Origin of the sequence: Sphingobacterium anhuiense, from assembly GCF_042686355.1 — a bacterium.
Lineage (GTDB): Bacteria > Bacteroidota > Bacteroidia > Sphingobacteriales > Sphingobacteriaceae > Sphingobacterium > Sphingobacterium anhuiense.
This window is the reverse complement of sequence record NZ_JBHUPE010000004.1, coordinates 929,413-942,490: the sequence shown is the minus strand read 5'-3', so window position 1 is coordinate 942,490 and position 13,078 is coordinate 929,413. Positions and strand designations below refer to the sequence as shown.

Annotated in this window: 16 protein-coding genes; 8 read left to right on the top strand and 8 right to left on the bottom strand. The window is 37.8% G+C overall.

All coding sequences use genetic code 11. The features are described 5' to 3' along the window. Positions 1 to 19 precede the first annotated feature (19 nt). Positions 20 to 250, bottom strand: a complete 231-nt coding sequence (locus ACFS6I_RS09660) for a hypothetical protein (RefSeq protein ID WP_380919988.1) — start codon at positions 248 to 250, stop codon at positions 20 to 22. A gap of 131 nt (positions 251 to 381) precedes the next feature. Continuing rightward, entirely contained in the window at positions 382 to 894 is a 513-nt protein-coding gene (locus tag ACFS6I_RS09655; protein WP_380919986.1) for an RNA polymerase sigma factor, read from the bottom strand. A gap of 391 nt (positions 895 to 1,285) precedes the next feature. On the opposite strand from ACFS6I_RS09655, the gene ACFS6I_RS09650 reads away from it, so the two are divergent. Together ACFS6I_RS09650 and ACFS6I_RS09645 are read left to right on the top strand one after the other, a co-directional pair. Then, positions 1,286 to 1,546 carry a hypothetical protein gene (locus ACFS6I_RS09650; RefSeq protein ID WP_380919984.1) on the top strand — a complete coding sequence of 87 codons (261 nt, stop codon included), beginning with the start codon at positions 1,286 to 1,288 and terminating at the stop codon, positions 1,544 to 1,546. Between the two features lie 52 nt (positions 1,547 to 1,598). Beyond that, positions 1,599 to 2,144 (top strand): DUF4142 domain-containing protein, encoded by a 546-nt coding sequence (locus tag ACFS6I_RS09645; RefSeq protein WP_380919982.1) that lies wholly within the window; start codon positions 1,599 to 1,601, stop codon positions 2,142 to 2,144. Between the two features lie 120 nt (positions 2,145 to 2,264). Here ACFS6I_RS09645 and ACFS6I_RS09640 read toward each other — a convergent pair whose 3' ends face one another. From ACFS6I_RS09640 to ACFS6I_RS09630, 3 genes are all read right to left on the bottom strand, one after another. Then, positions 2,265 to 2,765, bottom strand: coding sequence for an RNA polymerase sigma factor (locus ACFS6I_RS09640; RefSeq protein WP_339424197.1), 501 nt, complete (start codon positions 2,763 to 2,765; stop codon positions 2,265 to 2,267). A 481-nt stretch (positions 2,766 to 3,246) separates the two neighbouring features. Further along, positions 3,247 to 3,831: a hypothetical protein gene (locus ACFS6I_RS09635; protein WP_380919979.1), complete on the bottom strand. Its 585-nt coding sequence runs from the start codon at positions 3,829 to 3,831 to the stop codon at positions 3,247 to 3,249. Between the two features lie 201 nt (positions 3,832 to 4,032). Next, positions 4,033 to 4,281, bottom strand: a complete 249-nt coding sequence (locus ACFS6I_RS09630) for a hypothetical protein (protein ID WP_380919977.1) — start codon at positions 4,279 to 4,281, stop codon at positions 4,033 to 4,035. A 220-nt stretch (positions 4,282 to 4,501) separates the two neighbouring features. Between ACFS6I_RS09630 and ACFS6I_RS09625 the strand changes: the two genes are divergently transcribed. Then, entirely contained in the window at positions 4,502 to 5,023 is a 522-nt protein-coding gene (locus ACFS6I_RS09625; protein ID WP_380919975.1) for a GNAT family N-acetyltransferase, read from the top strand. A 16-nt stretch (positions 5,024 to 5,039) separates the two neighbouring features. Here ACFS6I_RS09625 and pdxR read toward each other — a convergent pair whose 3' ends face one another. Further along, positions 5,040 to 6,458 (bottom strand): MocR-like pyridoxine biosynthesis transcription factor PdxR, encoded by a 1,419-nt coding sequence (pdxR, locus tag ACFS6I_RS09620; RefSeq protein ID WP_380919973.1) that lies wholly within the window; start codon positions 6,456 to 6,458, stop codon positions 5,040 to 5,042. A gap of 192 nt (positions 6,459 to 6,650) precedes the next feature. Here pdxR and ACFS6I_RS09615 point away from each other — a divergent pair, with 192 nt between their 5' ends. The 3 genes from ACFS6I_RS09615 to ACFS6I_RS09605 all read left to right on the top strand — a co-directional run bounded on the left by ACFS6I_RS09615 (position 6,651) and on the right by ACFS6I_RS09605 (position 8,543). Beyond that, entirely contained in the window at positions 6,651 to 6,884 is a 234-nt protein-coding gene (locus ACFS6I_RS09615; RefSeq protein ID WP_380919971.1) for a thioredoxin family protein, read from the top strand. Between the two features lie 210 nt (positions 6,885 to 7,094). Next, positions 7,095 to 7,595 carry a cupin domain-containing protein gene (locus tag ACFS6I_RS09610; RefSeq protein WP_208697830.1) on the top strand — a complete coding sequence of 167 codons (501 nt, stop codon included), beginning with the start codon at positions 7,095 to 7,097 and terminating at the stop codon, positions 7,593 to 7,595. Between the two features lie 51 nt (positions 7,596 to 7,646). Next, positions 7,647 to 8,543: a dihydrodipicolinate synthase family protein gene (locus ACFS6I_RS09605; RefSeq protein ID WP_380919968.1), complete on the top strand. Its 897-nt coding sequence runs from the start codon at positions 7,647 to 7,649 to the stop codon at positions 8,541 to 8,543. A 177-nt stretch (positions 8,544 to 8,720) separates the two neighbouring features. On the opposite strand, the gene ACFS6I_RS09600 is transcribed toward ACFS6I_RS09605, so the two are convergent. Then, the gene (locus tag ACFS6I_RS09600) at positions 8,721 to 9,104 is read right to left on the bottom strand and encodes a winged helix-turn-helix transcriptional regulator (protein ID WP_380919966.1); all 384 of its coding nucleotides are present in this window, start codon (positions 9,102 to 9,104) and stop codon (positions 8,721 to 8,723) included. 107 nt (positions 9,105 to 9,211) lie between these two features. Here ACFS6I_RS09600 and ACFS6I_RS09595 point away from each other — a divergent pair, with 107 nt between their 5' ends. After that, a complete protein-coding gene (locus tag ACFS6I_RS09595) occupies positions 9,212 to 10,036 on the top strand; it encodes an NAD(P)H-binding protein (protein WP_380919964.1) in 825 nt (274 codons plus the stop codon). 258 nt (positions 10,037 to 10,294) lie between these two features. Here ACFS6I_RS09595 and ACFS6I_RS09590 read toward each other — a convergent pair whose 3' ends face one another. Next, complete coding sequence (locus tag ACFS6I_RS09590) at positions 10,295 to 11,674, bottom strand: arginine decarboxylase (protein ID WP_380919962.1); 1,380 nt, start codon at positions 11,672 to 11,674, stop codon at positions 10,295 to 10,297. A gap of 214 nt (positions 11,675 to 11,888) precedes the next feature. Between ACFS6I_RS09590 and ACFS6I_RS09585 the strand changes: the two genes are divergently transcribed. After that, positions 11,889 to 13,055, top strand: coding sequence for an MFS transporter (locus tag ACFS6I_RS09585; RefSeq protein ID WP_021190323.1), 1,167 nt, complete (start codon positions 11,889 to 11,891; stop codon positions 13,053 to 13,055). Positions 13,056 to 13,078: the final 23 nt, after the last annotated feature.

Here is a 13,078-nt window from a genome sequence, read left to right as displayed (position 1 = left end):
TTTATCTTCAGTAAATATTCTATTTTGAAGTAGGAGGGACAGTACCACTTGGTATATTGGAAGTTGTATCCCGATAGTTGACCGTGGTCGAGTCCTGATTGACGCTATCCGGATAAATGGGATTTCCCTGGTCATCGATTGTGTCTGAATACTTTTTATCAGAATTTTTATTATCATTAGTAGCATTGCCACATCCTGTGACCATAGCCAGGCTTATAAAAGCTCCTAAAATTAGGGACGTATTTTTCATGATTGCATAGTTATGTTTAAAAAGTATGATCTCTTTTGTTCATCTATTTTGATCGATCGCTCACATCAGTGAGGTGAGCAATGATTATTATGATTTTTTAATGAAGTTGTTTCCACTGCAAAGCCGTGGAATCAGGATTGCTGATACATTTTGAGTTTCTGTTGCAAAGTCTTTCTCGTCTGGTGAATGCGTGATTTAACCGTTCCTTCCGGTAGGTTAAAGGCTTCGGCAATCTCGTGATATTTATAACCATCGAGATAAAGCTTAAATATTTCTGCATTATCGGCCGATACACTTGCCAAAGCTTTTTGGATATCATCCTGTATCATTTTATCTTCATTTAAATTTTTTGATACAGAATTGAAATAATCTGTATGAATATATTCTTCATAGATTAAATGTTTACGTTTTTCCCTTCTATACTGGTTGATATAGATATTTTTCATAATCACATACAACCAGGTCATTAATTTTGGATCATTGATGAAATTATGAACTGATTTTAACGCCCGAATAAACGTTTCCTGTACCAAATCCTCTTTTTCATCGTAATCATTGGTAAATTGGCTAGCGAAATGATTCAGTTGTTGTCTTTTTTCCTGGAATAAGACATTTAAATTTGCATGCTCCATATTTTCCTCCATTAATTTAAAAGTGTTACTAATTTAACGGTCATTTGGCATTAAAAGTTTAGCCTTTAACAGGGTATAGCTAATGGTTTTATGGGGCTAGGTATAAGTACCAGTGTGATCAGTAGGGTCAAAATCTGCATCATTTCTGCCATAGATCATATTTTTGATAATTAAAGATTTTCCCTGCCCGTTCGTATCCATAATGAAAGGGGTGTTTGTTCAAAGCGATTGCGCATTTACCACATACGCGGTATAACACCTAAAATCAGCTATTTATAGGTGGAAACACCTGTTGTCTCGGTGTGAAATACCCTTAAAGTAATATGAATTGAACTTTTACCTGCTCGGATTGATTCTTTATTTAAGAGATCATAACGTATTACTTAATCAAAAAAGGACTAAGATGGAAAATTTAGAAAACAAAAACCTTCAAGAAGGAGAGATGACCAAGGAGATCGAGGAAAAAACCGCTCAATTGCCTTCAAAAGTATTTTTATGTGCAGCCATCACGGCCATGATCGGCGCAGCAGCTTTAAAATGTGTCGGGCACAAACATAGTGCACTATTTGTCGGGCAATGGGTAGCACCGTTTTTGCTGTTTGGAATTTACAATAAAATCGTGAAAACACAGGGACACGATCAGCAGGATAATAAAAATGGATAAGGTATATGTTTAGTATAAATGAAGACAAATCACTAACATACATATTAAAATCATGATTAGAAATTTAAAATTATTGGGCTTATTTCTAGGAATTATAGCCCTACTAGCTTTTAAACAGCAAAATGCCGAACAGGAATTTATAACGAAAGCTTATATGTCCAACCAATACGAAATTGCTGTTGCCAAACTGGCAAGTGAAAGATCAAATAATGATGCCGTTAAAAATTATGCAAGTATGTTGATCGATGACCATCAAAAATTAATCGGCGATTTGCAAAAGATGTCAAGTACACTTGGTTTCACATTGACGGATGGTCTGGATGCCGACCATCAAAAGAAGTGGGATATGGTGAAAGGGAGTGACAGTACCAGCTTCGATCAAGCTTTTAAAGATGAGGCGATTGCCTCCCATCAGCAGGCGATCGATTTATTTGAAAAAGCAAGCAGCAACGAGCAGATTAAAGATACCGCTCTTAAAAATTGGATCATTGGTACTCTTCCTTCTCTTAAAGCGCACTTGGATCAAGCCCGTGTATTAGTGGCAAATGGAGCAACTGAAACAGCTTCGACTATTCCGCCGTATACTAAGGGGGGATAGTGAAGAAAAAAATTAAATTTTATAAATAAGCTTATGTCATGTTTAGATCACGTTAGGAAGGTATTTATGCTTTCCTTAACGTGATTTTTGCGGCAAAAGGGTTTCCCTCTTGACCCAATCTTATGCATGATCATACATCTTCAGCTTTTGCTGCAGTGCTTTACGCGTCATATGAATGCGTGACTTGATGGTGCCTTCTGGAACTTGAAGCAGTTCTGCAATTTCATGATATTTATAACCATCTAAATGCAAACGGAAAATCTCTGCATTTTCGGTGGATAGGCTATCAATTGCTTTTTGGATATCTTCATTAATCATTTTGTTCTCGGATAAATTAGTACTTATATATGCACTGGAATCAGCGTGTAAAAAGTAATCATAGATCACATTTTTTCGCTTTTCTTTGCGATATTGATTGATATAAACATTTTTCATGATGACATAGAGCCACGTCACTAATTTCGGATCATTGATAAAATCATGGATAGATTTTAATGCCCTTAAATACGTTTCTTGTATTAGATCTTCTTTTTCGTCATAATCTGATGTAAATTGACTTGCAAAATGACTCAGTAATTGTCTTTTTTCCTGGAAAAAGACATTTAAATTTACATTTCCCATCTGGACCTCCTTCTTAACACCAACTTGATCCTTATATAACGTTAAATTTAAGATAATAGTTTGATAATAAGTAAGGTAAAGGGTGTGAGATGTAATAATACGTATAAAATGCAAGAAGTGTCTTCTGATAAAAAAGGGGATGTTTAGCATTTTTACCTAGATATCATCCATTTTAAGAACTTTGTAAGAAATAGGTCAGATTTATAGAAAAGGTATTTAATACTTATAAAAGGCAAGGTCTCTCCCTATGGGTAAAGAGCGATCTCTATTGTGGTATCGACCTTTGGTTCTGCCGACTAGCTGTTCAGGCGTATATGGTCGTCGCTTGTATCATTTATTATATACAGCGATTCGATTTTACCATGTAGATCAGGACATAGTGATATGACAACCTACATGGTAAAAAGTGTATACTTAAAGTTTTCATCGATCTAAATGACATTTATCAGGATAGCACCTTGATCATCGACTGATCTAGCGATTACAAGAAATTGCCTCGATTATCTTCCGTTTCAAGTCCTTCTGCTTCAAGATCTTGATCATTATGATCGAAGTCTTTATTTTCATTATTATTTTGATCAGAGAAATCTCTTTCTTCCAAAAATTCATCTTGGTCTTCGTCTGGAAATTCGCTCGGTGTATCTTGTCCAAGATCGTCTTTTTCCTCAACAGGCAACTCATCGTCAGGTTCTATTTCATCCAGTTCATCTTCATCTTGATCAGGAAGTTCCAAGGGATCTTCATCTTCAGGATCAATGTCACTTTCATCGGGACGTTGATTTAATGGATCGATGGGGTCAATTAAATCATCACGATCTCTGCGATCATCACGATCCTCATCCTCTAAAGCATCTTCATTCAGTCCTGAATCTTGATCATCTGCTTCGTCCGGTACAAAATTTGGATCTTCTAACTCCGGATCAGGATTGGAGGATGGATTTTCTGCCTGCTTTTGCTCGCGAAGATCGTTTTCATTGTTAACAGATCTGTTCGGGTCCGTATTGGTAAGAATTGCTGCAATAATAAGACCTAGTCTTTTTGTTGCTGTTGTTTTATTTAAGTCCATAGTTCTAATTTTTTATGATGTGATTTGTAAGAAGAACAGCTTTCAGAATGAAATAGTTGGGTCGTTAAATACCTGAAATATTGGAGAACTACGCAGGTGGTTTGCGAGAAAAGGGTAATCGCATAAAAAAAGAATGCAAGTTTACTTTGCATTCTTTTTTTCTGTGTATGTGCTCGATACTAGCACGATAAAGACAGTTTTTTAAAGGAAGTCATCTTCCTGTTCAAGTTCATCTTCATCAGGTATTTCTTCTAAAGGATCGGGTTCCTCAAAATCTTCATCATAGAATTCTTCATCTTCCTCCAGCTCATCATCGTCCTCGGGACCTCTGTTTTGGTATTCAGTTGCTGTGTTTTCATTTGCGAAAGAATGATTCGCATTTCCCAAAATTGTTGCAATAATAAGACCTAGTCTTTTATTCGTTGCGTTTTCTTGTAGATTCATCATCATGATGCTTTATTAGCTCTATAATTGAATAACAAATGACATTGCTAAATTGTTGTGTCATTAGATGACTAAAAATAAAAAAAATGTTCAGTAATTGCATCGCTTGTGATGTACTTTATGTATGTTTATCATCAGGATTTAAGGGCGGGTTTGCCGCTTAATGTCTTTAGTTTTCAATTGGTTATTTATTTAAAATTCTACTAGCGTTTAGAAAAATCATTTTATGACAGTGAACAGCCTACATACAGGAAACAATAACTATCCGGAGCTTTCGGATGAAAGAATCTTACTAAGAAGAGTTGAAACAAAGGACATTCCAGCTCTTGTTTCTATTTCTTTTTATGATGGCATTCAGGCCACGGACGTAGCTATTGCAATGGCTATGCAGGAAAGGATTGATCAGGATATCCGGAATGGAAATTCATTGCACTGGTGTATCATTGATCGGCTTAGTGGAGAGATCGTTGGTACTTGCGGTTACTATAGAGGGCTGGAAAGTAAGGAAGGGGAATTGGGTTGTGTGTTGTTATCCCCATTCCGTGGAAAAGGATTTATGTCTCATGCGATGGAATTGGCTATAAAATTTGGTCGGACAACTCTTGGGTTAAGTCGTATATGGGCCGTTACAACAAAGGGCAATTTGCCAGCTATTAAACTTCTAGAACGCTTAAATTTTATGAAAACCGCAGATCTCAATGGTGATGAGGTTGTGTACGAACTGAACAGTGGACTGGAGCAAATGTGAAGAGGGAATAATTAAACTAGAGTATTTTTCCTAATGCAATGATGCCTTCTTCAAATTCTTTTTCGGTAGGTGAACCAAATCCTATTCTTAAACCATTGGTGGTGTGATCAAAACTATAGTTGTCCGGCGTGATAAATTTTATTCCTAATGTGAAGAGCTTTTGTGCTATTTCATCCCAATTGACTTCCTTATTGGGGATCAACCAGAAGGCCAGACCACCATCAGGGATGTTATACGTGACCTTGCCAGAAAGATGTTTTCGTAAAAGAGCGGCCATTCTATCTCTCTTGTTTTTGTAATGGTTTGTCGCTTTTCTAATATGTTTTTTTAACGTACCATCACAGATCAATTGCAAAACGGCTTTCTCCATTATTCCGTCACCTTGCACATCAATGATCTTTCGAAGAGTTCCTACTTTTTTAATTAGATTGACATCATTACTCACTAAATAGCCAATTCTTAAAGCAGGTGCCACAACTTTACTCATTGTTCCGATATAGACATAACGCTTAAGTTCTGGCAAACTTGAAAGCGGTAATAGTGGCCGGTAGCCATAATGAAATTCATTGTCATAATCATCTTCAATGATCGTAAAGCCGTAATCATTTGATAATTGAACAAGTTCTTTTCTACGTTGTAAACTTAATGTGACCGTTGTTGGATATTGATGGTGAGGTGTAATATAGACCGCTTTTATTTTGTTGTTGTGTTGTAGATGCTTTAAGACGTCACTGATGATTAATCCTTCACTATCGACCCTAATAGGCAATAATGTCGCACCGGCATGTTCAAACACCTTCCATGCCGGTTTATAGCCGGGATCTTCCACCATAATATAATCACCACTTTTAAATAAACATTGGGACACCAGATACATGGCCATCTGGCTGCCCCGTGAAATACAGATCGATTCGTTATTGATTTTCATACCCCGCTGATGATTGAGCATCTGCACGAGGGCATCAATAAATGCTGGATCGCCAAATTCACTTCCGTATCCCATCATCTGCCACCGTGCATTCCGATTAAAGATCTGGCGGTAGGCCATTGCGAGTTCAGCAACTGGAGCAATTTTACTGTCCGGATAGCCATCATCAAAATTGATGCGAATTGTACTAGTGACATATTTTTTCTCCAATTCTGTATGATCAGCTTGTTTTTGCTGCTGATGGGGAGGTAAATTTTCTGCGACAAATGTACCTTTTCGTTCTTTTGATACGATCCATTCTTCATTGAGCAAAACATGCAATGCTTCTACTACTGTATTTCTGTTGACGTTTAACCGCTGTGCCAGTGTCCTGCTTCCTGGCAGCGCTTCGCCGCTTTTTAATCTGCCTAATTGTATTGCTTCAATTAGGGCATCTGCAATTTGTAAATACACTGCCTTTGTCGCATTGTAATCAATGTATATTTCAATTTTCCAGGGTCTTAGCATCGGATGAATTATTTTGAATTGAATTCACTATTTACATGGTTCAAAGATACACTTCTATTGGTATATAATGTTTTGCTACTTGGTGAAGTAGCTAGTCCAGAATTGAGAATAGCTTCTGGTCCAAATGATTCGATTAGGGATGCTCCCTATATTTGAGCCGGTAATATTGCCCGAAACTTTAATTTGATTGTTATGTCTAAATCAATTTTTTATCACGCAGGTTGTCCAGTGTGTGTCAGTGCTGAACACGATATTATTAATCTTGTAGGAGCGCAACATGTTGAAGTTGTTCACCTCGGTGACGATCGTCAGCGAATCGACGAAGCAGAGCGTGCTGGTGTAAAATCGGTACCAGCATTGGTGACACCTAATGGAAATGTGCTGCACATTAATTTCGGAGCATCTCTTGTTGATGTTCGAGGTTAAATTCAAAAGGAATGGTTTGGGGTTTATAGATTTAAACTCCAGACTATTTTGATATGCTTGATTTTGAATCTAACTGATTAAATCTAAAGGAACGACCATTCCAATTGCTCATCTGGACCAGCAGTCTTTGTAAAAACTGAACCACTTAAGCCATCCAGATTGCTTCTACATTTGTGATGCAATAATGCACATAACAAAATTGAATTAGCGATGTCAAAATTAGAAAAAGTGTCAGAAGTAAGAAAATCCATTCACGAGGAGCAGAAGCAATTTAGCTCGAAAGATTTTCACCAGACTTTCGCAAGACCGACTTATGTAAAACCTTCGCATGCGATCCACAAGAATGTTGAAAATGCCGGAGTACACAATACGTTTTCGGAAGAAAGAAAACATCCGGTGTTTTTTGTTGATCTACCGAGTAAAAATGTCAGTATGACTATCGGCGGTCTATTACCTGGGCAAAAAACACATCGTCACCGTCACACTTACGAGACTATTCTATATGTTCTTGAAGGCAAAGGGTGGACGCTTGTTGAAGATGAACGCATTGATTGGGAGGCCGGTGATGCTGTTTATATCCCATCTTGGGCATGGCATCAACATCAGAACCTTAGCGACACTGCGCCTGCAAAATATATTGCATGCGAAAATGCGCCGCAATTACAGAATCTTGGTGTAGCCCTTCGTGAAGAGGAAGGTCGTGATTTTTAATTATTAACTGCGTCTCTAAATTTGGAGACGCATTTTTAAAAGCATATCATTATGAATAAAGTACCTTTTAAAGGAATCATTGCTTATCCTGTAACTCCATTTGACTATCATGAGCGCGTAGACATCCCTTTGTTTAAAACGCAGGTGGAAAGGCTTGTGACTTGCGGATCGCACGGAGTTGCTCCACTTGGTAGCACAGGTGTATTACCTTATCTGAACGATGAGGAGAAAGAATCGATAACTGAAGCGACCATACAGCAGGTAGCAGGACGAGTACCCACGCTGGTTGGGGTGTCAAATCTTACTACTGATAAAACTATTTATCATGCGCAATTTGCTGAAAAAGCAGGAGCAACGGCCGTCATGATTATTCCGATGAGCTATTGGAAGCTAACGGATGATGAGATTGTCGCACATTACGATGCAGTTGCTTCTAAAATATCGATACCCATTATGGCGTATAATAATCCTGCTACCAGTGGGGTCGATATGTCGACCGGCTTGCTTAAAAAGCTTCTCATGATTCCCAATGTGACGATGATCAAAGAAAGCAGCGGCGATATTCAGCGGATGCATATCCTTAAAAACGAACTGGGTGACGATGTGGCATTTTTCAATGGATCCAATCCACTGGCACTCGGGGCATTTGCAGCCGGAGCACAGGGCTGGTGCACCGCGGCACCTAATCTTATACCCGAACTGAATATGAGTTTGTATCAAGCGGTTCTGGAAAATGATTTTCAAAAAGCACAGGAAATCTTTTATAAGCAGGTTGATCTGTTGCGTTTCATCGTCGATAAAGGCTTACCGCGATCAATTAAATCAGGTCTTAACTTACTTGGTTTTGAAGGTGGCGAACTGCGACGTCCTTTGATGCCACTCGCCGAAAGTGAGATTGCCGCATTAAATTCGATTTTAACGGGTTTACATGCAGGTGTGGAAGCATAATGCTTGTGTTTCTTAAAATTTCACTTGAATGATGGGTGTAGTATAACATATTTTCAGTGTAGTAGTTTGGTAACCCAGGATAGAAAAGACAGGTTTTATAGAACCAGTCTCGAAAACCTGGGTTTATTCCTGTACTGCTACTTGATCTTCGTACAGATGTTGTCGGAACTGGTTATTTTAGACTTTGGATTCTTCGTGCCATTTGTCTATTGCGAGATCGCGATGCTTGTCTCCCCAAAGGATGAGATTTTCGATGAGGGGTTGTAAACTTTTACCATGATCGGTTAATCCATATTCCATTTCGATGGAGAATTTTGATTTTTTTAATTTGTTTACCAACAGTTGGCTTTCCATCGTTTTAAGTTCTTTTAATAACATCCGATCTGTAATGGTATTGAGTGCCAGGGACAGTTCTTTAAATCGTTTGGGACCCGTTAATAAAACCGCTATGATACGTAGTTTCCATTTACCTTGGAGACAATCCAGTGCATCTTGAATCTTCAAAAGTGTTTTTGAGTTTTGAAGAGGGCATTGATGTTCAGTATCTTGAGTTGAATACATAAAGATGTTGATTACTATACACGATGATAGTGGAGACCTTAATCTCCTAAAGCTTTGTTTAATTTTACTTTATAAATATAGGAAATGTATATAAATAAAATATAAATATGATCAAGAATGTATTGGTGATTGGCGGCGCAGGTAAGAGCGGTCGTCGCGTAGTTGAAAAACTGAAATCAGATGAAATAAATGTTTATTCGACTGTTCGGGATTTAAAAAATGTTACAGCAGATGAATTGTTATTTAGTTGGGAAGACACGAATAATTGGCCTGCTGTATTACAAGGGCAGGATGCTGTATTTATCGTGCACCCGGACACCTCGACACCGGAAGCACAGGATCAAATCAAGGCCTTAGCAGGCTATGCGAAAAATGCCGCAGTTAAAAAATTGGTTTTACTTTCAGGTAGGGGCCAGGAATCTGTTTTGGCTTGTGAAGATGTGATCCAAAATTCAGGTCTTCGTTGGACAATTGTCCGTTCAGCATGGTTTAATCAAAACTTTACAGAAGGGCACTTTTCTTACGGTATTCAAAATGGAGAAGTTGTTTTTATGGCAGACACTGCGAAAGAGCCTTTTGTAGATCTTGATGATCTTTCTGACGTTGTTGTTGCTTGTTTACTCCATAAGAAACACGATGGAGAGATTTATGAGGTCACTGGCGACGAATTATTTACTTTCAAAGAAGCTGTCAGTATGATTGCTGAACAGATGAATAAGCTAGTGGAGTACCGTGCTGTTAGCGGAGATGTTTATTTTGATCTGCTTGTTCAACATGGATTGCCCGCTGACGTCGCGAAACACCTTGTTTTTGCATTTTCTGAGATTTTGGATGGTCGAAATCAGACGATAGGTGATGGTGTACAACGTGTGCTAGAAAGAACACCTAAAAAGTTTACATTTTTTGTGCAAAAAAACTTTACACTAGCCTAAGAACTGCTATTCTATTGGTTAGTAAAGGATTTTAATTAGCTGCAGTGCCCTGATGGAAAGCGGTTAGAATTTTATTATTTTTATTAAAATGAAACCATTTATAGGAAGTTTTTCAAATATGGGCATCTATTTCCTCATTTATCAACAAAGCAAGTGTAGCATCATGTTACACTTGCTTTGTTATTATGTCAGCTTTAAGCGAATTACAATTTGTTTCATGCTAATGAGTATAGGCCGTGCTGTCTTTTGTTTTGTCAATTAACGATATCCTAAAATTTTCAAAAGCTGATCGCTCGTCTGTTTTTCTGAAAATGTTGTAAATTCAAGTTCATCGCTGTCTCCTTTGTCAATAATAATATGTTTTGGAGATGGAATCAAGCAATGATTGACACCTCCGAATCCACTTAATGCTTCCTGATAGGCGCCTGTATGCATAAATGCTACAAACTGTTCCTGATCTGAGTGAGGAAGCATAACGGTTTTATGTTCCTTGACATTCGGATAGACATCCGCACTATCGCATGTTAAGCCCCCTAGGATAAAAGGACTATTTTCTTCCTGGAGATTATTCACGGCAAATACCGGATATTCTTGCTGTATAGCCCATGTGTCCGGGAGATGGGTAATAAATGAACCATCAATAATCGCCCAATTTATCTTTTCACCTTGTTTTTTCTCCTGTATTTTGAAAATAGTTGTGGTTGCTTCAGCAACGGTGTATTTACCAAATTCGGTCACGATATCGGGTTCTGGCACACACTCTTGCTGACAGATCCCTAAAATCGTTGAAACGATACGTTTCACTAAAAATGGAAGATCAAAATATTCATTTGCAGTACTCTGAAAAGGCATACCTCCGCCGATGTCGAGTGTAGTTAAATGAGGATTTAATCTTTTTAATTGGCAATAGAAGCGAACGATCGCTTCGAGAACGTCCCAATATTGATCATCAGAAGACAGTCCATTTTCATTAAAAAAATGCAAAGTGGTCAAGGTAATCTGCTGGTTATGTTTAATATCGCGCTGGTAGCAGGTGATAATATCTTCCGGAGATATCCCAAATCTGGATTCTTTGGGATAAGCGCTTAAAAAACTAAGATTGACTCGAATACCCACATTCAGGCTTGTATTGCTATTGATGTTGTTGCAATAATAGATCAACTCGCTAGGACTATCGACCATCGGGGTAACTGCACAGTGGTTTTGTTTGATCAGCGACATAATGCCCCGTTGATAATCGGAAGTCTTATAACCATTGCATATAATTTTTGTTCCTTTTTTCACATACCCATCTTCAATAAGCGACTGTATTAAATCAATATCGTAAGCGGAGGAAATCTCTATACCGATATCAGCTTGCAAGGCTTTTTTGATGATATGCTGGAAATGTGAACTCTTTGTACAGTAATAGTACGTATAAGTGCCCTGGTAAGATGTTGTTCTTATAGCCTTATTAAAATGTGACTTCATTTCATCGATCTTCTCCAGAATGGAAGGAAGATAAGTGAATCGTAAAGGCGTACCCTGTTTCTTGGATAGTCTGAATAGATCTATGTCTCTATAAAATAATTTAAAATCTTTTATATCGAATGCATTAGGCAGATTAACCTCCTGATGGATCAATAGTTTTTCTTTCATTCACAAATACCTGTTTTTAAAAAATAATGCGAATATATCACAAATCTAAGCGCCGCTTAAGGTAATAAATGTATAATAAATAGTACTTTCTAGGGTTTGTTTTCTATTCTGTTGTTGAATCTCTTTTTTAACTCAATGTGTCAAAAATATTTCCAAATGTTTATGTTATTTCCAATTAAGGTCCTTAAGTTTGCCTGCTGTTATATAATTTGAAATGTCAATAAACAAACAGAATAAATGGATTATTCCTGTCATGTCTTTTTCAGCAGGAACAATTGTCGCTAATGTCTATTATAGTCAGCCTATTTTAAGGAATATTGCTGAAAGCTTAGGGAAATCTGAAAATGCCGTTGGTAAAATTGCGGTGCTTGCTCAGCTTGGTTACGGATTAGGGATGTTCTTCTTACTACCCTTAGGTGATAAATTAAATCGTAAAAAACTGATTTTAAGCATTTGTCTCACTCTTATCGTGATGCTTCTTATACTTGCGAATACTACTAATTTTACGTTATTGCTTGTCCTTAGTTTTATTATCGGTGTTTGTTCTACACCTGCACAGATAATTCTTCCTATGTCGGCAGCTTTGGGTAAAGAAAACCGGGGTAAAAATGTCGGTATTGTATTTAGTGGTATACTATGTGGAATTTTGGGTTCACGTTTATTGAGCGGCGCTTTGACTGATCTATGGGGTTGGCAAAGTGTATTTCTCTGTTCAGCAATTTTGGTATCCATAAGCAGTTTATTACTTTTCTTCCTTTTACCCGAGATGCCTGCTAAATTTAAGGGGAGTTACTTTGGCTTACTGAAATCAACGATTTCACTGATAGGGCAGTACAAAATACTTCGACAGGCTTCTTTACTGGGATCTTTCACTTTTGGGGTGTTTTGCTCTTTTTGGACTACGTTAACCTTTCATCTGAGTGAAGAGCCATTTCATTATCCTGCATCTACCATTGGCCTATTTGGTCTGATCGCTATAGGAGGTGCGCTAGTTGCACCTTATTTTGGGAAAATGGCGGATAAAGGCCAAGTGTTTAAAAACTTATATCTTACCGTAGGGATGTTATTTTTGAGCATTTTGGTGATGTGGTTTTTCCCACATTCGATCTGGGTTTTGATCATTGCTATATTTTTCTTGGACATCGGTGTTCAGGCCACTCAGATTACAAATTTTACCCGGATCTATTCGTTGGATGAACAAGCGCATAGCCGTCTGAATACGGTGTATATGACCACTTATTTCATAGGGGCCGGAACAGGTACCTTCTTCGGTCTACTAAGCTGGTCGTTAGGAGGGTGGGATTTTGCGCTTTCGCAAATGCTGATCTGGAGCGCTATAGCTTTAGGGATTGTATGGTTATCCAGTAAAAATAAACTTTAAAATACTGTTGTTTCTACACAAGG